This window comes from Rhizobium sp. SRDI943, from assembly GCF_057653695.1.
Window position 1 is genome coordinate 628,651 of record NZ_CM172787.1, and the last position, 19,745, is coordinate 648,395.

A 19,745-nucleotide genomic window follows, 5' to 3' on the forward strand; every position below is an offset into this window, starting at 1 on the left:
GCGGCCGAATATTAGCCCGAGATCTTCGAGAAATCGGCAACCGTTCCCGTCGCCTCGCGGATCAGCCGCAGCAGGGCGAGACGGTTGGCGCGGATGGCGGCGTCCTCGTCGTTGACGAGCACGTCTTCGAAGAAGCGGTCGACCGGGCCGCGCAGTTTGGAAAGCGCTTCCATCGCCGAGCGGAAATCCTCCCCGGCGACGGCGTCCGAGGCGTCCTTCGATGCGCCGGAGATTGCGGCGAATAGCTCCTTCTCGGCATCGAGCGTCAGAAGCGCTGGCGAAACGCCATCGGCGATCACGGTGCCCTTCTTTTCCTCGGCGGCAAGCAGCTGCGTCGCCCGCTTGGTGCCGGAAAGCAGGTTCTTGCCGTCTTCCGAGGTGATGAAGGCCGTCAGCGCTTCGACGCGGCGCGCCACCATCAACAGGTCGTCGGCATCTGAAGTCAGCACGGCGTCGATCAGATCGTGGCGGGCGCCCTGGTCGCGCAGATAGACCTTGAGACGGTCGTGGAAGAAGGAGAGCAGGTCGCCATCCTTGGTCGTTGCCAGCAGCGGCAGGCGGATCCTTCGCTCCAGCAGGATCCTGACGACACCGAGTGCCGCACGCCGCAGGGCGAACGGATCCTTCGACCCTGTCGGCTTTTCGTCGATCGCCCAGAAACCGATTAGCGTATCGAGCTTGTCGGCAAGGGCGATGGTGATCGCCACTCTGTCCTCCGGCACGCGGTCCGACGGACCCTGGGGCTTGTAGTGGTCCTCTATCGCTGCGGCAACGGAGGCGTCCTCACCCTGCAGCACCGCATATTTGCGGCCCATCAATCCCTGCAGTTCCGGGAATTCGCCAACGGCTTCGGTGCGCAGATCGGCCTTGGCGAGCACGGCGGCGCGATCGATGAGAGCCGCGTCGGCGCCGGTGATATCAGCCAATTCCTTGGCCAGCGTGCGGATGCGCGCAACACGCGCGCCCTGTGTGCCGAGCTTGGCATGGAAGGTCACATCAAGCGCATCGAGCTTGGCCATGCGCTGGTCGAGCGGCTTCTTCAGGTCGAGGCCGAACTTTGCTGCCGAAGCTTCCAGCGTCTCGAGATCCGGCAAGTTGCCCTGGTCGCGCTTCCAGAAATGCAGCGCATCCGAAAGCCGGGCCCGCACCACCTTGCCGTTGCCGTGGACGATTTCCTTGCCGCCGTCGCTTGCCTGGATGTTGGAGACGAGGATGAACTTGTTCGACAGCGTCTCGCTCCCGCTCGCGCGCGTCACAAAACACTTCTGGTTGGTCTTGATCGTCAGCCGGATGATTTCCGATGGGATCGAGAGATAATCCTCCTCGAAGCTGCCCATCAGCACCTGCGGCCATTCGACGAGGCCGGAGACTTCCTCCAGCAGGCCTTCGTCTTCCACCAGCTCCAGCCCGTTGGCAAAGGCGATATCGCGGGCGTCGTGCAGGATGATGTCCTTGCGCCGCTCGGCATCGAGGATGACCTTGGCCTTTTCCAGGTTCGCCGCATAATCGTCGAAGCGCCGCACGGTGATCGCCTCCGGCGCATGGAAACGGTGGCCGTAGGTGATGTTGGAGGCAGTGATGCCGTCGATCTCGAAGGGGATAACAATGGTCTCTTCATGCTCCGGGCCGAAGGTGCAGACGATCGACTGCAGCGGCCGCACCCAGCGCAGTGCGCCGGGCTTCGACGAGGCCTTGCCCCAGCGCATCGATTTCGGCCAGGGAAAATCGCGGATGATGCCGGGCATGACATCGCTGACGATCTCTTCCGTTGCGCGGCCGGGCTTGGAGATGACCGCGACGTAGAAATCGCCCTTCTTCGGATCGCTCACCACCTGTGCCTCGGAGACCGAGGAAAGCCCGGCGCCGCGCAAAAAGCCTTCGATCGCCTTCTCGTTGGCGTCGGTGCGCGGTCCCTTGCGTTCCTCACGCACATCGGCCGAGCGCGCCGTCAGGCCGTGGATGTCGAGCGCAAGCCGCCGCGGCGTCCAGTATTCGCGCGCGCCCTCGTAGGACAGACCCGCTTCGACAAGCGCATCGGTGACGAGCTTCTTCAGGTCGCCGGCAGCCTTGCGCTGCATGCGGGCCGGAATCTCTTCGGAGCGGAGTTCGAGAAGAAGGTTTGGCATGTCGAATTTCCTTGCCTCCCGCGACAGGGGAGGGATGGCATGGGCGCCGGGTCAAAACGTTGCTTCTGCTAGCAAAGAATGGCGCATCTGCACAACCGCAAAATCGCCGCCTTTCCGGCATGCTTATCCTGTGGATCGGCGCTCGGCCGTAAACTCCAACATTGCCTTGCCGCTTTTCGCCGCTATGGTCCCGCCACCTCTGACGAAACAGGAAATCCCATGGCCGCAGACCTCCGTTATCTCGCAGCCCGCATCTCCGCCGAAATCAACGCCCGGCCCGAACAGGCCAAAGCTGCCATCGAGCTGCTCGACGAAGGCTCTACCGTGCCCTTCATCGCCCGCTACCGCAAGGAAGTGACGGGCGGGCTGGATGATACGCAGCTGCGCAATCTCGCCGAGCGGCTGGTCTATCTGCGCGAACTCGAAGCTCGGCGCGACGCGATCGTCGAATCGATCACCGGCCAGGGCAAGATGACCGACGAGCTGATGACCAAGGTCGCAGGCGCCGAAACCAAGGCCGAGCTTGAGGATCTCTATCTGCCCTACAAGCCGAAGCGCCGCACGCGGGCCGAAATCGCCCGTGAACGTGGCCTCGGCCCGCTCGCCGAGACGATCCTCGCCGACCGCGCCAGGGAACCGGCGGTATTGGCGGAAGGCTTCGTCACGGCTGATGTGCCCGATGTGAAGACGGCGCTCGAAGGCGCGCGCGACATCATCGCCGAAGGCATTGCCGAAAATGCCGACCTGCTCGGCAGGTTGCGCGCCCATATGCGCCAGGCTTCGCTGTTGAAGGCGAAAGTCGTCGACGGCAAGCAGGCGACCGGCGAGAAGTTTTCCGATTATTTCGACCATTCCGAACGCTGGGCGACTGCCCCCGGTCACCGCGCGCTCGCCATGCTGCGCGGCTGGAACGAGGAGGTGCTGACGCTGACGATCGAGGCCGACGCCGAGACGACCTCTCCGAACAAGCCGGTCGAACGCATGATCGTGGCGGCCTACGAGATCGGCACGAGCCGTCCCGGCGACCGCTGGCTGATGGAGGTCGCAAGCTGGACCTGGCGCGTCAAGCTTTCCATGTCGCTCTCGCTCGACCTGATGCGGGAACTGCGCGAAAGGGCCGAAGAGGAGGCGATCCATGTCTTCGCCCGCAATCTCAAGGATCTGCTTTTGGCTGCACCCGCCGGCTCGCGCGCGACAATGGGTCTTGATCCCGGCATCCGCACCGGCGTCAAGGTCGCCGTCGTCGACGGCACCGGCAAGGTGGTGGCGACATCGACCGTCTATCCCTTCCAGCCGAGGAACGATGTGCGCGGCGCCCAGGTCGAGCTCGCATCGCTGATCCGCAAGCACAATGTCGAGCTGATCTCGATCGGCAACGGCACCGGCAGCCGCGAAACCGAAAAGCTGGTGGCCGACATGCTGGCCGAGTTGCCGGCGCCGAAGCCGACCAAGGTCATCGTGTCGGAAGCCGGCGCCTCGGTCTATTCCGCCTCGGCGACCGCCGCGGCTGAATTCCCCGATCTCGACGTGTCGCTGCGCGGCGCCGTCTCCATCGCGCGCCGGCTGCAGGATCCGCTGGCCGAACTCGTCAAGATCGAGCCGAAGTCGATCGGCGTCGGCCAGTATCAGCACGACGTCGACCAGCAGAAGCTGTCGCGTTCGCTCGATGCCGTGGTGGAAGATGCGGTGAATGCCGTCGGCGTCGATCTCAACACCGCGTCAGCGCCGCTGCTCTCGCGCGTCTCCGGCCTCGGCCCGTCGATCGCCGACGCTATCGTCCGCCACCGCGACAGCGAAGGCCGTTTCGAGACGCGAAAGGATCTGCTGAAGGTCGCCAGACTCGGCGGCCGCACTTTCGAGCAATGCGCCGGCTTCCTGCGCATCCCCAACGGCAAGGAGCCGCTCGACTCCTCCTCGGTCCACCCGGAGGCCTATGGCGTCGCCAAGAAGATCGTCGCTGCCTGCGGCCGCGATCTGCGCGCGTTGATGGGCGATAGCGCGGTGTTGAAATCGGTTGATCCGCGCCAGTTCATCGACGAGAAATTCGGCCTGCCGACGGTCAGGGACATCATTGCGGAGCTGGAAAAGCCCGGCCGCGACCCGCGTCCGAGCTTCAAGACGGCGACCTTCGCCGAGGGCGTCAACGAAATTTCCGACCTCAAGCCCGGCATGGTGCTGGAAGGCACGGTGACCAATGTTGCCGCCTTCGGCGCCTTCGTCGATATCGGCGTGCACCAGGATGGCCTGGTGCATGTGTCCCAACTTGCCGATCGCTTCGTCAAGGATCCCCACGAGGTCGTCAAGGCGGGTGATGTCGTCAAAGTGCGGGTTGTAGAAGTCGACGCCAAGCGCAAGCGCATCGCTCTTTCTATGAAACGCGATGACGGTTCTTCAGCGCCGCCGCCGCGGGGTGATTCTCGCGCGAACCAGGGTTCCCGGCCGCAGAACGAGCGCCGGCCCGCGGCCGCGAAACCGGAGAGCCAGGGCGCTTTCGGCGCAGCACTTGCCGAAGCGATGAAGCGAAAATAAGGGTTTAGCCGGCATTTCGGCAAAAATGCAACAGTTTGGCAGCGTTCTGAACAGAGTGCTAAATCCGGCGCTTGTAAGGCGAAAGAGAGCTACTAAGTTGATGTGACCATCCTGTCACATTTTCGAGGCGTCCATGGCGTCGGCATTCTTATCGATCGTCGAAAATATCATCCGCAAGGGTTCGTTGAAACTTACCATCGCCAATGGCGAAACCCACACTATCGGCGACGGCACCGGTGAAACCGTTGTCGCCCGCCTTGCCGATCAGGAGGCCGAGGACGCCATCCGGCGCGACCCGGCCATGAAACTCGGCGAAATGTACATGCAAGGCCGGTTCATTCTCGAACAGGGCAACATCTATGATTTCCTGTCGCTGGTGAAACAGAACACCACCAACGAGATTTTCGATTTCAAGATGGCGGCACTGCTCCTCGGCCGCATTGCCTGGCAGCAGCTGAAGAGCCGTGTGCCGGTCAATCGCAACAAGCACAACGTCGCCCATCATTACGATCTGTCGGCCAAGCTCTTCGATCTTTTCCTCGACGAGGACTGGCAATATTCCTGCGCCTATTTCGAGCCGCCGGGCATTGGTCTCGACGAGGCACAGCTCGCCAAGAAACGCCATATCGCCGCCAAGCTTCTGCTCGAGCCGAACCAGCGTATCCTGGAGATCGGCTCCGGCTGGGGCGGCATGGGCATGTACCTGACGGAGGCGACCGACAGTGCCGAGTTCACCGGCATCACACTGAGTGAGGAGCAGCTCAAGGTCTCGCGTACGCGCGCCGAAAAACGCGGCCTTGCCGACCGGGTGCGGTTCGAACTGCAGGACTACCGCACCATGACGGGCAGGAAGTTCGACCGTATCGTCTCGGTCGGCATGTTCGAACATGTCGGCATCGGCCACTACGGCAATTTCTTCCGCAAGGTATCGGATCTCCTCGACGACAACGGCGTCATGGTGCTGCATTCGATCGGCCGCCCGAAGCCGAGCTTCGGCACCAATGCGTTCATCGAGAAATACATCTTCCCGGGCGGCTACATCCCTTCCGTCGGCGAGGTCGTGCCGCCACTTGAGAAGGCCGGACTGCTGGTCAAGGATATCGAAATCCTGCCGCTGCATTATGCCTATACGCTGCGCCATTGGCGCGAGCGTTTCGTGGCGCGCAAGGCCGAAGCGGTGGCGCTTTACGACGAGCAGTTCTTCCGCATGTGGGAGTTCTATCTGGCCGGTTCCGAAATAGGGTTCCGCTGGGACGAGCTCTTCATCCTGCAGATCCAGATCGCCAAGAACCAGTTCGCCGTTCCCGACAATCGCAATTACATCGCGCGCAATGAAGCAAAGCTGAAGGAATTCGAGGCGGGGCGCGCTCCGCTCGAAAAGGTGACGTTCTGATCCCGCGGAAGTGCCGCTTCCGCTGGCGGTTTTGGACGGATTCTCATGAAAGGACGTGCCGATGAGCAGTGCGTTTCCCGAGATCTACCTGGTCCGCCACGGTGAAACCGAATGGAGCCTGTCCGGGCGCCATACCGGACGTAGCGATATTCCCCTGACGGCGAACGGCGAGGCCGCCGCTCGCAAGCTCGCCGACCGGCTGGCGGGCCTTAGCTTCTCCGCCGTCTGGTCGAGCCCGTCCGAGCGGGCCCGCAAGACCTGCGCGCTCGCCGGATTCGGATGGGGCGCGGTGATGAAGGACGATCTCGCCGAATGGGACTACGGCGCTTATGAAGGCATCACCACCAAGGCGATCCTTGCCGACCGCCCGGGGTGGCAGCTCTTTCGCGACGGTTGCCCGAAGGGCGAGTTCGCCGCCGATGTCGGCGCCCGCGCAGACGCCGTCATCCATGCGCTTCGCCAAACGGCCGGCACCATCCTGATCTTCTCGAGCTCGCATTTCCTGCGTGTGCTGGCCGCCCGCTGGCTTGGCCTTCCGCCGGAAGACGGCTCCCGTTTCGTGCTCGATACGGCCAGCATCAGCGTGCTCGGCTACGAGCACGATCTGACCGAGCCGGTCATCCGCCGCTGGAACCAGAGATAGCGCTGGCATCCGTCATTTTTGCCTGTGTCATCTCGCTGCCGTGGTTAACACTGGGGTAACGAGATCAGGATAAATGTAGCGAACGCCGCCCTCCGCGGCTTTGTTTTTGCGTTTTCTGGAGTGCGGATGTGTCTCATCGATCAGTCGTATCGATCTCTCTGGCTATTGCCCTTTTCTCTGCTGGATCGGCGGTCGCCCAGGAAAGCGGCCAGCACTTCTGGTCCGGCGACTGGTACCTGAGCGTCGGCGTTGCCGGCTTCTCCGCCCCGAAATTCGAGGGCTCGTCGCATAATGAATTCAAGTTCAGCCCGCTGATCTCCGTCGGCCGCCAGGGTGCTGGCCCGCGTTTTTCCTCGCGCAACGACAATCCCTCCTTCGCCCTCATCGACAAGGGCGCCTTCCGCGCCGGCATCGTCGGCAAATTCGTGCCGTCGCGCGATGACGGCGACAGCAGCCAGCTGAAGGGCTTGAAGAAGGTCAAATGGGGGGCGGAAGCCGGCGGTTTCGTCGAAGTCTACCCGACCGATTTCCTTCGCGCCCGCGCCGAAGTCCGCCAGGGCATCCGCTCGCATGACGGCATCGTCGCCGACCTCGCGGTCGATGCCTTTACCGATATTGCGCCCGACCTGCAACTATCAGGCGGCCCGCGCGCGACATTCGCCACCAGCGGCTATTACGACGCCTACTACGGCGTCAACGCCAAGCAGGCGGCGGCAAGCGGCCTTGATCCCTATAAGCCGTCGTCCGGCATCCAGTCCTATGGCGCCGGCACGGCGCTGACATGGAAGGCGACGGAAAACCTCTCGGCAAGTTCTTTCCTCGAATATAAGCGGCTGGCGGGTCCCGCCGCCGACAGCAGCCTCGTGCGCGACCGCGGCTCGAAAAACCAGGTCCTGATCGGCGTTTCGGCGACCTATAAGTTCAATTTTTCCCTGCAGTGATTGACAGCGCCGCGGGTCATTTCAGATGCGTGGCGCTGTAACCATTTGAATTGCAGTGTAATTTCATCCCGGGATCGATTCTGATCTAGGGATGATGCAAGTGGCAGCGCAATGATCGCTTCTTGACCGGATCGGCGGCCCGCCGCTAGATGAGCGGCATGCACGATACCGGCGACTTCAACGATCGCGTCTCCGACGCACCTTCCGATAACTGGGTCTACCGGATCCTGCCGCCATGGCTTTGGCCCTATGCGCAGCTGGCGCGCTGGGATCGCCCGATCGGCTGGCAGCTCTTGATGTGGCCGTGCTTCTGGTCGGCGACACTTGCCGCCAATGCGGCGATCGGCGAGGGGCTCTATTCCGGCAGCCTGCTGGTGTCTCACCTGTTCCTTTATTTCATCGGCGCGGTCGCCATGCGCGGCGCCGGCTGCACCTATAACGATCTCGTCGACCACGAGATCGATATGGAAGTGGCGCGTACGCGGTCACGTCCGCTGCCCTCCGGCCGCGTCACCCGCCGCCGGGCGAAGATCTTCATCGGCTTGCAGGCGCTGGTCGGCCTGTTCGTGCTGTTGCAGTTCAACTGGCTCAACGTCTTCCTCGGCGTGCTCTCGCTCGGGATCGTGGCATTTTATCCCTTTGCCAAACGCTTCACCGACTGGCCGCAATTCTACCTCGGGCTTGCCTTCTCCTGGGGCGCGTTGATGGGTTGGGCCGGGATTTTGGGCGGCCTCTCCTTTGCCGCCATCCTGCTCTACGCCGCCTCCGTCGCCTGGACGATCGGCTACGATACGATCTATGCGCATCAGGACAAGGAAGATGACGAGCTGATCGGCGTCCGCTCCACCGCGCGCCTATTCGGCGACAGGACGCGGCAGTGGCTGATCGGTCTTTACGGACTGACGCTAGCGCTGATGTTTATTGCTTTCGTTCTCGCCGGCGCCAATCTCATCGCCTTTCTGGGTCTGCTCGGTGCGGCCGGCATGTTCGCCTGGCAGATCGTCCGGCTCGATATCGATGATGCCGACCAGTGCCTGGCGCTCTTCAAGTCAAACAACCGCGTCGGCCTGATCATCTTCTTCGGCCTCTTCGTCTCGCTGCTGTTTGCCATTCCCTGATTGGGACGAACCGGGGCCCGGACGCCTGTCCCCAGATAGAAGGATTGGTCTAGCAGGCATTCGTGTTGTGCTTTATGGCAGATGGAAGCCATGCCTTGATCTGTTGATCCGTGAGGTTAGCACCACACAACATAGTCGCTACACGGCAGCCTTTCAGGGCAGATGCCTGCTCAAGAATAGCAGCGAGCCCCGCCGCTCCGGCTGGTTCGACGAGACGCTTCCATGTGTCATGAGCAAATCGCATTGCATCGAGAAGCTGATCGTCATCCACGAGAACGACGTCATCGATCGTGTCTTTAAGCCAGCCGACGGCCGACGGGACGGGAATCCGCACAGCAATTCCATCGGCAATCGTGCGTGCCTCCGGCGTTGAGATCACGTCACCCGCATTGTAGGACAGTGCCATGCAAGGTGCGCCCTTTGCGGCGACTGCGACGACCCTTGTTCGCGGTGATCGTGATTTGAACCAGCATCCTATTCCGGCCGCCAGAGCACCGTTGCCGAGCGGTATGAAAACGGCGTCGATATCTTCGACCTCTTCAGTCAGCTCCGCCGCAATCGTTCCTGCTCCTTCCGCAATGGCTGCGCTCGCTCCATCCTCGACGAACTGCAGCTTCCGTTCGGCGGCGTAGATTTTGGCGGCCTCCTTTGCAGCGTCAAAATCTTCTCCGGCGAGAAAGACTTCTGCCCCAAACCGGCGCATGGCTTCGATCTTCAACGGATTGGCGTTGATACTGGCGAACACGACCAGAGATCGCCGATGCCGCGCGGCATTGTAAGCAAGCCCCTGGCCGAAATTCCCGGCTGATGCCGTGACCAGAGGAGTTCTGTCTCCAACGACGTCGGCGAGAAAATACCCCGTCCCGCGCCCCTTGAAGCTGCGGATGGGATTTTCCGTTTCGTCCTTGGCGACGAGTGACAGCGCGAGCCTATCGGCACGCAACAAGTTGGTGTTCAGGAAAATCGGATCGATTTTATTGCGTGCATCGTCGATTTTGGCGGCTGAAAGAGGTGTTTGTTTTGTCATGGGCAGATGATAGGAATTTTCGGCGCGGAAAAACCGCGCTCGTGACAAATTTATAGCGGAATTTCTGCTTATGGGCTTGGTTATACGCTGTGGATGATATTGATCGAACTATTCTGTCGATGCTGCAGGAGAATGCCGACATTCCCGGCAAGGTCATTGCTGACGCGGTCAATCTCTCACCTTCGGCCGTCGAACGGCGGATCAGCAAACTGAAGCAGGATGGGATCATCGAGAGGATCGTTGCGGTGGTCAGTCCGAAAGCCGTCGACCGCACCCTGTCCGTTCTGGTTGAGCTCGAAATCCAGAACGAACATCGACACACGCTGGAGCAATTCCAGCGGTGGTTGGACCATGCGCCTGAAGTTCAGTCATGCTGGTATGTCACTGGCGACATGGACTATGTCCTGCTCGTGGCCGTCCGCAATCTTGAGGAATATAATATCTTCGTTGAGCGGCTTATGGGCGAGCAACAGGCGCTCGTGCGAAAATACAAGAGCCTGATCGCACTCAAAACGGTCAAGCACGGATTGGGACTTTCCGTCCTTGAATGAGGGGATTTTTACTGGCTACGCAGTGATCCTGTCAAAATTCATCCCGCGGTGCCGATTGAGATTGAAGCGACAGTTTGCGGCCGAGTTCGACAGCGTCGCAAAACGGGCATTCCGCGACAGATGAGTGCGCAGAATGCCCGCCAATGAGTGTCCGGTGTCGCGATTTCGGTCAGTTGCGGGCGATGATTTCCTTGCCCTCGATCTTCATGGCGACGCCCAGCCGGCCGGTGGTGCGGCGCACGAGGAAGCGCGGACGGCGATTGGCGAAGTAGGAATGACGGCGGCGCGGCTTGAGATCGCTGGTGCGTAAGGCGCCGATGTGGTCTTCGAGCGGCCGGGCAACGCCGTCGGCCTCGACCATCAGCATCGGAATGCGGAAGGCTTCCGACCAACTGCGCCAGTCGGCGGCGATATCGCTGAGATCATGGGCGACGAGCAGCGGAATGCAGAGCTCCGGATCGGTGTGGTGAAGCTCCAGCGTCACGGTGACTTCGCCGTCGCCATGGTCGATGGCGCGGGCGGCGACACCTTTGAAGACGCGCTTGGGCAGCGCAATCGAGAGCGGCAGGCCGCTGGAGGGGAGGACCTTGCGCAGGACCGCGCCGCGTTCGTCTATGGTGATATTGACGTCATCCGAACAATCATGGATGGCGTAGCTGACCTGTTGGGGAAAGCGGGACGGATCGAGACGTAACGTCGTGCCAGCCCAAGCGGGCTTCATAACGGGATTGTTCATTTCATTCTACCCTTGTCTTACCTGAGAGCCGATTTCCGGTCTTCTCCTTGGGACTTTTCGTCCTCTATGGCCGACAATAGGCAGCCGCCCTTCCGTACAGCTTAAAAATTGCGGTTAAGAAAACTTTGCCTCCTCTGATGGTTATCAAAACCGAATCCGGCAGGGTTTCCGGAAGGTGAACGGTGTGGTGTGCTGGAACGATGCATCCGGAGGTAAGCCTCAGGTAAGCTTTCCGTGGCAAAATGTGCTCACCAGCATTTCGTCGTTCTTTTAGAGATTTTGCCAAAAAGGGCGCTTTTCATGATCACGGCTTCCCTCGCTTACACGATCCTATCGCGGGATATGACGTCGAGCCTCAACAAGGTTGCGTCGCAGGCGACGGTCAAGAAGGATGCCCAATATTACGCCGACCATATCAACAAGGTCACATCCGTCGACGACTTCCTCGACGACTACAAGCTCTACAGCTATGCGATGAAGGCCTATGGCCTCGAGGACATGACCTACGCCAAGGCCTTCATGAAGAAGGTGCTCGAGAGCGATCTCACCGATCCCAACAGCTACGCCAACAAGCTTTCCGATACACGCTACCGCGAGTTCGCCGCCGCCTTCAATTTCAACGAGCCGGCCAAGGACGTGCAGACGGACGCTCAGGAGGACGATCTCATCGGCCTCTATAAGCAGTCCTTCATCGATGCCGACAAAGCCGCCAGCGCCGAGAGCAGCTATTACGGCACGGCGATCGACGGCGTGACGACCGTCGACGATCTGGTCAACAACACGCGGCTGCGCACCTATGTGCTGAAGACCTTCAAGATCGATCCGACCTATGCGTCGAAGGATTTTCTGCGGCAGGTGCTGACAAGCGATCTCAGCGACCCCACCAGCGTCGTCAATACGCAGGGCGGTGACAAGTACAAGGCGCTTGCCGCCCAGTTCAGTTTCAACGCCGACGGCACCGTCAACGGCACGGCGCAGACCGCTGCGCAGAAGGCCTCAGTCATCGAGACCTACACCCTGAATTCCCAGTCCGTCATCATCGACAATTCGGTCGGCTCGGATGTCTACTACGTCGGCAAGACAGCGGCAGACTACAACAAGGCCTATTACACGGCGAAGATCGGCACGATCACAAATGTCGACGATCTGGTCGCGGACAAGCGCCTGACCTCCTACATCACGACGGCCTACAGCATGGGCGCCGACTTCACCGCCGCAGCACTGCGCACGGTGCTGACCGACCCCGGTTATGCCCAGCTGATGGGCTTTACCAATGTTTACAATGCTTTCAACTTCAAGGCTGACGGGTCGACCTCCAGCACGGCGCGCGTCCAAACGGTCGATCAGGCAAACAGTCTGCAGGCGGCCGCATCGGGCACGAAGAACTATTATACCGTCACCTCGCAGTCGAGCGGCATCACCAATGTCGACGCCCTGCTGGCTGACAATGTGCTGGCCCGCTACATTAAGGATGCCTATGGTCTCGGCGCGAGTTTCAGCAATGCCGACCTGAAGAGCATCCTGACCGATTCGACCTATGCCGCCGCCCAGGGCCATGCCGATCTCAATGCCGACTTCAACTTCCAGGCAGATGGCTCGATCAACGGTTCCGTGATTCAGACTGCGGCGCAGCGGAAATCGACCACCGACAAGTCGGCGGCGAACGCAGCGCACTTCAACAGCATGATCGGCAATGTCACCAATGTCGATGACATCATGTCCGATGCTGTTGCGGTCAGCTATATCAGAAACAGCATGCAGATCGCCGATAGCGTCTCCGATGCGACGTTGAGGACTTTCCTCGTCGACCGCACGGCTGCCAGCGCCCAAGGCTACAGCGACGTTCACGATCTCTTCAATTTCAAATCGGATGGTTCGGTCGCGACCCTTTACGCCTCGCAAAGTGCGACGCAAAGTGCCAGCACCACCAGCAAGGCCAGCGATGCGGCGGTCTATTACCAGGCAACCATCGCCGGCATCTCAAACGTCGATCAGTTGCTGGCGGACCAGAAGCTGAACAATTTCGTGCGCAACGCCTTCGGCATCCCGTCGACCGTCACCGACGTCGCTCTTCGCAATATCCTGACCGATCAGAGCGGCACCGGCACCTATGCCGATGTCGCCGGCGCCTTCAACTTCAAGGCGGACGGCACGCTCGAAGACGGCTTGCAGGCGCAGACGGCCACCCAGATCAGCAGCACGAAATTTGCCGCCGAAGCGCGCACGGACGACTATTCCGCGCGGATGGCGACGATCGCCAATGTCGATGATCTGCTCGCCGATTCCGCCATCACCAATTTCCTGAAGAGCACCTACAATCTGCCTTTCGATATCTCGGACGCCGATCTGAAGAGCATCCTGACCGATGCGACGGCCGCTGCCGCCGCCGGCCATGCCGATCTCAATGCCGACTTCAACTTCGCCGCCGACGGATCGCTTCCTGTCGTCAGCTCGGTCCAGACGGCCGACCAGGCACAGACCACCAACGACAATTACGCGGCGCGTTATGACGACGAGCGCGACGAGGCGCTCGACGAGGTCGCATCCAACTACCAGAAGCTTATGGCCGACAGCAGCAGCCTGCTGAATTTCTCCGACGTCAAGAGCGTCAATGATTTCCTGCGCAGCAATTCGGCCGCCGATTTCAGCAAGAGCAATGACAATCTGCCGGATCTCTACCATGTGGCGCTGCAGGCCTTTGGCCTGACCGACCAGGACGTCCCGCGCTCGATGATGCGCAAGGTCCTGACGAGCGATGCCTATGATCCGGATGGCTATATCGCCTCGCTCAAGGATGAACGCATCACCAACCTTGCCCGCGCCTTCAACTTCGGCCCCGACGGCAAGGCGGCGTCACCCTTCCAGGCGCTTCCCGACGCGACCCTGGCCAAATACGCCACCGACTATAAGTCGCATATCACCATGCTGATGAAGGATGGACCGGTAAAGGACAAGGCAGCGAAGGATGCGACGGCCGAGGTCGACTATTTCGCCAAGGGCATGGCAAAGGTGAAGTCGCTCGACGATTTCCTGGATGACAGCCGCCTGACCGACCTGGTGCTGAAGGCGAACAACCTTGACCCGAAAGATTACGACAAGGCCACACTGAAGAAGATCTTCACCTCCGATCCTGACGACAAGAAGAGCTACCTCAACACCAAGGCCGATGCGCGTTTCCAGGATATCGTGGCCGCCTTCAACTTCGACAAGGACGGCAATCTGACCCGCGCCAAGATCGGCACGATCCAGAACAAGGCGGCCGAGGAGCACACCCAGGAACTCTACGTCCAGCAGACGATGGAAGCCCAGCAAGGCGAAAGCAACGACGGCGTCCGCCTGGCGCTCTATTTCGCCCGCAAAGCCCCGAGCATCACCTCGATCTATTCGATCCTCGGCGACAAGGCGCTCTATCAGGTCATCACCACAGCCTACAACCTGCCGTCGCAGATATCGGGCATGGACGTCACCAAGCAGCGTGATCTCCTCAGCCGCTTCGTCAAGCTCGAGGATCTCCAGGATCCGAAGAAGGTCGACAAGCTGCTGCGCCGATTCACCGCGATGTACGACGTCCAGAACGCTGCCCAGCAGTCGCCGGCGCTGATGATCCTGACCGGCGGCGGCACGCAGCAAAGCTGATCGCCCCAACCTGCTGCACGCAGCAGGTTTGATCGCTCTGACCGTCAACCTCACGGATCGAGGCTGACAACCTTTCCCGGGTTCATGATATTGGCGGGGTCGAAGGCGCGCTTGATGCGGCGCATCAGCTCGATTTCGATCACAGGCCGGATCGCCGCCAGTTCGTCGCGCTTCAGCTGGCCGATGCCGTGCTCGGCCGAGATCGAGCCGCCATGGGCAAGAACCCGTCCATGTACGATATGATTCATTTCGTGCCAGCGGGCGATGAAGGCGTCCTTGTCGGCACCGAGCGGTTGAGAAATATTGTAGTGAATATTGCCGTCGCCCATATGGCCGAAGGCGCAGATGCGGGCGCCCGGCATCGCCGCCATCACCGCTTCTTCGGCCTCGGCCATGAAATGCGGGATCTTCGACACCGGCACGGAAACATCGTGCTTGATCGATCCGCCTTCCGGCTTCTGGGCATCCGACATGCTCTCGCGCATGTGCCAGAGCGCCTTCTGCTGCGCTACCGATGCGGCGATTGCGGCATCCAGCACCAGCCCGGCCTCGAAACCCTGTTCCAGCACCCCGTTCATCATCCGCTCCGCCGTCTCGGCCGAATCCGACGTCGAGATGTCGATCAGCACATACCAGGGATAGGCCGTTTCCAGCGGATCGCGCACGCCGTCGATGTGGCGTGTGGTGATCTCGACCCCGAAACGCGGCATCAGCTCGAAACCGGTCAGCGAGGCGCCGCAGAGGCTGGAGGCCAGGTTGAAGAGGGCAAGCGCATCCGTCACCGAATTCAAGCCGGCGAAGGCCACCTGATGGCCGAGCGGCTGGGGAAAGAGCTTGAGCACCGCGCCGGTGATGATGCCGAGCGTGCCCTCGGCGCCGATGAAGAGATCGCGCAGGTCGTAACCGGTATTGTCCTTCTTCAGGCGGCGTAAACCGTCCCAGATCTCGCCGGTCGGCAACACCACTTCGAGGCCCAGGCAGAGCTGGCGCATATTGCCATAGGCAAGCACGGCCGTACCGCCGGCATTGGTGGAAAGGTTACCGCCGATGCGGCAAGAACCCTCCGAGCCGAGCGACAGCGGAAAAAGCCGCCCATGCGCCTCGGCTGCCTTCTGCACCTCGGCCAGGATGGCGCCGCCATCGGCCACCAGCACGTTCGCCACCGGATCGACATCTCGGATCTTGTTCATCCGCTCGAGCGACAGGATGATATCGGACTTGCCCTGACGCGGCGTCTGGCCGCCGACGAGGCCGGTATTGCCGGTCTGCGGCACGATCGCCGTTCCGGTCTCCGTCGCAAGCTTCATGATATCAGAGACCTCCTCGACCGAGCCGGGCTTCAGGAGGAGCGGGGAGGAGCCGTGATAAAGCCCGCGGTTTTCGATCAGATGCGGTGCAAGATCGGCCTCGCTACGCAGCGCGTATTTTTCGCCGACGATGGCAGCGAAGCGATCGAGGAGTTCGGTGGAAATGCTCATTCGGGCTCGGTCCTCCATCGTCATCTACAGCGCCGCGCGTCTTTTCAGACGCGCTTAGGACGCTGTAGCACTTTGAATTGCTGCATAATTCCTAAATCGATTCCGATTTAGGAATTATGCAGCAGGTCTTTTCAGTCGCGGGGTGCAGCTGCCCGCTGCAGCCGGTCGTTGATCGCCTCGCCCAGCCCCTCCTCGGGAATCGGCGAAAAGGCGATGCTCTGGGCGCCGCTGGCATCGGCCCGCTTCATGTAGTCGAAAAGGTTGGCCGCCGCCTCTGCCAGATCGCCGCGCGGGCTGAGATCAAGCACGATCCGTGCACTCTCCGCGCCGGAGACCGCAGCACTGCCGAAGGCAATCAGTGCCTCACCGGGTTCTACCGCCGTCGCATTGAGGCGCACGGACGCACCCGGCGCATAATGCGAGGCGAGCATGCCTGGCGCCTCGATCGCCGCCGATGCCGTTCTCGCCCGCAGCAGCGGTTGGCCTGCGACGCGCTCGATCTCGCGCGCCGCCAGTCCACCCGGGCGAAGCAGCCTCAGCCGGCCGCCCTCAGCCTTGACGATCGTCGATTCGACGCCGACGGCGCTTGGGCCCGCATCGAGGATCAATGGGATTCTTGCCCCGAGATCGGCTTCGACATGGGCGGCACTCGTGGCGCTGACCCCGCCTGAGGTGTTGGCGCTGGGGGCTGCGAGCGGCCGTCCGAAGGCGCCGATCAACGCGCCTGCGAAACCCTTCGGCACACGGATGCCGACGCTGTCGAGCCCGGCGGTCGCCAGCGAATGGATCGAACTCAGAGGCTTCAGCGGCAGTACCAGGGTCAGCGGCCCGGGCCAGAAGGCTCTGGCGAGCGCCCGTGAGACCGGGTCGAATTCGGCATGCTCTTCGGCCATGGCGAGGTCGGCCATATGGCAGATCAGCGGATTGAAGCGCGGCCGTCCTTTTGTCTCGTAGATGCGGGTGATGGCTGCAGGATTTGTGGCGTCGGCCGCCAGGCCGTAGACGGTCTCTGTCGGGATGGCGATGGCAAAGCCGTCGGCAAGGGCGGCGGAGGCCGCCTCCAGCGCTGCCTGCCTGTCTGCCGTGATATCGATCGTGCGTGCCATGTCCTGCCCGTGTTAGTCTTGGCAGTCATTAGGCTTTCCGCCGCCCGCGATCAATCGCTTAAAGCTGCCGGATGATTTCGCGCAGCTGTTCGTTGCGGGCGCCGAGCAAGAGGATGTTGCGGATCGCTGCCTGCGGATCATGGGTGCGGAAGAGCAGGCCGTTGCCGCGCACCGACCGGTCGATGGTCATCTTTTCGGCGGAGTTTTCGCCGGGTTTGATCGCGACGGCGAAATACATGCGGGAATAACCGACATCGATGCGCTCGAAGAAATTATCGTTCTCGCCGATGTCGGAATAGAAATTGGAGATGTAGAAGGCCCAGCTGACCTCTTCGAAATGGGCGAATTTCGTCCGCGCGGCGGTGACGTGGCAATAGCCGAGATGCGGGCTGTCCTCCAGCGTCCGGTGAAAGATCATCTTCGGAAACTGGATCGAGTGGTGAAAGCCGTTGATGTGCTGATGCGTCTTTTCGCCGGCCACCTGCAGCTTGCGGCCGGTCTTTGCCGCGACCTCATCATGGGTGAAATAGCGTTTTTCCTCGGCCAGCCAGTGCCGCCTCTCGCGGGGGATGCGGCCGGTGCGCAAAAATTCGGAATGCGCGGCAATCAGCTGCGGCTCTTGCAGTTTACCTGCTTCTTTCGCGTCGAAATAACGGAGTTTGGCCATGGTTCGCGTTCTTCGGTCGGTCTGAATCAGCAGCAGGATAGGACCGTATGCTTAAGGCGATGTTAAAAAACGGCCGCGGCAGCCGGATGCCTGAGGGGCAAATGCCGGCAGGTGTCGCAAACGCGACTGATATCGATATCAGGCAGCCGACCTCTTTGCGGAGCGGGTCTTTACGCCATGTCGCAATTGACGATAATTGCCCGGAGAGTCGGGCGATGTCATCGACGGGGATGGGCAGCCTTAAGCCTTGCCGCATCCTGTCGTCAATTTCGAAGCCGATGTCGCATTACAACCAAGCGGCAGGCAAGCTCGGTGCTTAAATGACGCCATGAACAATTCTCCCGAAGGAGAAGGAAGCGGGCGCGCTTCCGCCGGCCTTCCCACTCGAAGGCGGCACCGGGTGCACGAGGACATGAAGATGGATATTCGCAGCAACGTTTTGCGTCAGCTCAAGAGCCGCCGTGAGGGCTTCAGCCTCGAACAGCCGTTCTATATCGACGAGGATTATTTCCAGCTCGACATGGAGATGATCTATTATCGCGATTGGCTGTTCATCGGCCATGATTGCGAGCTGCCGAAGCCGGGCGCTTATTTCACCGTTCAGATCGGCAGCTATCCTGTCGTCATCGTCCGCGGCCGCGACAATGTCATCCGCGCCTTCCACAACAGCTGCCGCCATCGCGGCTCGCGCGTCTGCACCAAGGAGCACGGCTCCTCCGTGCGTCTCGTCTGTCCCTATCATCAATGGACCTATGATCTCGAAGGCAAGCTCGCCTTTGCTCGCCACATGGGCGATGATTTCGACAAGACCGGCTTCAACCTGAAGCCCGTCCATTGCGAGATCGTTGCAGGCTATGTCTTCATCTGCCTTGCCAACACCGCCCCGGATTTCCAGCCGGTGCGCGACAAGATCGAACCCTATGTCGCGCCGCACCGGATCAGTGAGAGCAAGGTCGCCTTCCAGAGCACGATTATCGAGAAGGGCAACTGGAAGCTTGTCTGGGAAAATAACCGCGAGTGCTATCACTGCGCCGCCAATCATCCCGAGCTCTGCCGCACCTATCCCGAAGCCCCGAGCGTCACCGGCACGGATGGCGGCGCCGACGATCCCGAGATCGCCGGCCATTGGGCGCGCTGCGAGGCCGCCGGCCTGCCGAGCAAGTTCCAGATTTCGCCGGACGGCCAGTTCCGCACCGCCCGCATGCCGCTGATCGAGGATGCCGAGAGCTACACCATGTCGGGCAAGCGCGCCGTCCAGCGCCAGCTCTCCGACGATATTTCGATCAGCCATATCGGCGCCATGCTGCTCTTCCACTACCCGACGACGTGGAACCACCTGCTCGGTGACCACGCCATCTCCTTCCGCGTGCTGCCGCTCAGCGCCAACGAGACAGCGGTGACGACCAAGTGGCTCGTCCACAAGGATGCCGTCGAAGGCGTGGATTATAATCTCGAAGAACTGACCCACGTCTGGACCGAGACCAACGATCAGGATCGCCGCATCGTCGAGGAAAACGCCTTCGGCATTCACTCGCCCGCCTATGAACCCGGCCCCTATTCCGCCTTGCACGAGGGCGGCGTCATGCAGTTCCTCGAATGGTATTCGAACTTCATGGTCAACCGTCTGCAGGGCGACCAGGCGAAAATCTCCGCCGTTGCCTGATCTCGCTAAAGCATTCGCGCAAAGACGTGCAGCGGTTTTGCGGCAGCGACATCGGAAAACTAGGACCTAAGGTGTGGCAGCGAATCTGAAAGATCGCGACGCGCTTTAGCTGCGCCGGTTAATCTCCGGTT

The 19,745-nt window shown here is 61.1% G+C and carries 15 protein-coding genes; 9 read left to right on the forward strand and 6 right to left on the reverse strand.

Annotated elements, in window-relative coordinates; genetic code table 11:
• Positions 1-11: 11 nt before the first annotated feature.
• Positions 12-2,126, reverse strand: coding sequence for a glycine--tRNA ligase subunit beta (glyS, locus tag AC245Y_RS03075; protein WP_017993114.1), 2,115 nt, complete (start codon positions 2,124-2,126; stop codon positions 12-14).
• A gap of 219 nt (positions 2,127-2,345) precedes the next feature.
• Here glyS and AC245Y_RS03080 point away from each other — a divergent pair, with 219 nt between their 5' ends.
• The 5 genes from AC245Y_RS03080 (at position 2,346) to ubiA (ending at position 8,750) form a co-directional block, all read left to right on the forward strand.
• On the forward strand, positions 2,346-4,655 hold the full coding sequence (locus tag AC245Y_RS03080; protein ID WP_017993115.1) for a Tex family protein: 2,310 nt from the start codon (positions 2,346-2,348) through the stop codon (positions 4,653-4,655).
• Between the two features lie 133 nt (positions 4,656-4,788).
• Complete coding sequence (locus AC245Y_RS03085; protein ID WP_017993116.1) at positions 4,789-6,048, forward strand: cyclopropane fatty acid synthase; 1,260 nt, start codon at positions 4,789-4,791, stop codon at positions 6,046-6,048.
• A 61-nt stretch (positions 6,049-6,109) separates the two neighbouring features.
• Entirely contained in the window at positions 6,110-6,691 is a 582-nt protein-coding gene (locus AC245Y_RS03090) for a histidine phosphatase family protein (protein ID WP_017993117.1), read from the forward strand.
• 128 nt (positions 6,692-6,819) lie between these two features.
• Positions 6,820-7,632 (forward strand): MipA/OmpV family protein, encoded by an 813-nt coding sequence (locus tag AC245Y_RS03095; RefSeq protein WP_017993118.1) that lies wholly within the window; start codon positions 6,820-6,822, stop codon positions 7,630-7,632.
• 158 nt (positions 7,633-7,790) lie between these two features.
• On the forward strand, positions 7,791-8,750 hold the full coding sequence (gene ubiA, locus AC245Y_RS03100) for a 4-hydroxybenzoate octaprenyltransferase (RefSeq protein WP_020486917.1): 960 nt from the start codon (positions 7,791-7,793) through the stop codon (positions 8,748-8,750).
• A 49-nt stretch (positions 8,751-8,799) separates the two neighbouring features.
• On the opposite strand, the gene AC245Y_RS03105 is transcribed toward ubiA, so the two are convergent.
• Entirely contained in the window at positions 8,800-9,777 is a 978-nt protein-coding gene (locus AC245Y_RS03105; RefSeq protein ID WP_017993119.1) for a threonine ammonia-lyase, read from the reverse strand.
• Between the two features lie 119 nt (positions 9,778-9,896).
• Between AC245Y_RS03105 and AC245Y_RS03110 the strand changes: the two genes are divergently transcribed.
• Complete coding sequence (locus tag AC245Y_RS03110; protein ID WP_017993120.1) at positions 9,897-10,328, forward strand: Lrp/AsnC family transcriptional regulator; 432 nt, start codon at positions 9,897-9,899, stop codon at positions 10,326-10,328.
• 169 nt (positions 10,329-10,497) lie between these two features.
• On the opposite strand, the gene AC245Y_RS03115 is transcribed toward AC245Y_RS03110, so the two are convergent.
• Positions 10,498-11,064, reverse strand: a complete 567-nt coding sequence (locus tag AC245Y_RS03115; RefSeq protein WP_003556960.1) for a DUF6101 family protein — start codon at positions 11,062-11,064, stop codon at positions 10,498-10,500.
• 300 nt (positions 11,065-11,364) lie between these two features.
• On the opposite strand from AC245Y_RS03115, the gene AC245Y_RS03120 reads away from it, so the two are divergent.
• Positions 11,365-14,700, forward strand: a complete 3,336-nt coding sequence (locus AC245Y_RS03120) for a DUF1217 domain-containing protein (protein WP_017993121.1) — start codon at positions 11,365-11,367, stop codon at positions 14,698-14,700.
• A 50-nt stretch (positions 14,701-14,750) separates the two neighbouring features.
• On the opposite strand, the gene AC245Y_RS03125 is transcribed toward AC245Y_RS03120, so the two are convergent.
• The 3 genes from AC245Y_RS03125 to AC245Y_RS03135 all read right to left on the reverse strand — a co-directional run bounded on the left by AC245Y_RS03125 (position 14,751) and on the right by AC245Y_RS03135 (position 17,951).
• Positions 14,751-16,178, reverse strand: coding sequence for an FAD-binding oxidoreductase (locus AC245Y_RS03125; protein WP_017993122.1), 1,428 nt, complete (start codon positions 16,176-16,178; stop codon positions 14,751-14,753).
• Between the two features lie 131 nt (positions 16,179-16,309).
• Entirely contained in the window at positions 16,310-17,284 is a 975-nt protein-coding gene (locus AC245Y_RS03130) for an L-threonylcarbamoyladenylate synthase (protein ID WP_017993123.1), read from the reverse strand.
• Positions 17,285-17,342: 58 nt separating this feature from the next.
• Positions 17,343-17,951 carry a DUF6656 family protein gene (locus AC245Y_RS03135; protein WP_017993124.1) on the reverse strand — a complete coding sequence of 203 codons (609 nt, stop codon included), beginning with the start codon at positions 17,949-17,951 and terminating at the stop codon, positions 17,343-17,345.
• Positions 17,952-17,998: 47 nt separating this feature from the next.
• Here AC245Y_RS03135 and AC245Y_RS03140 point away from each other — a divergent pair, with 47 nt between their 5' ends.
• Together AC245Y_RS03140 and AC245Y_RS03145 are read left to right on the forward strand one after the other, a co-directional pair.
• Positions 17,999-18,271, forward strand: coding sequence for a hypothetical protein (locus AC245Y_RS03140; RefSeq protein WP_017993125.1), 273 nt, complete (start codon positions 17,999-18,001; stop codon positions 18,269-18,271).
• A gap of 98 nt (positions 18,272-18,369) precedes the next feature.
• Positions 18,370-19,614, forward strand: coding sequence for an aromatic ring-hydroxylating oxygenase subunit alpha (locus AC245Y_RS03145; RefSeq protein ID WP_012756275.1), 1,245 nt, complete (start codon positions 18,370-18,372; stop codon positions 19,612-19,614).
• The last annotated feature ends 131 nt before the right edge of the window (positions 19,615-19,745 follow it).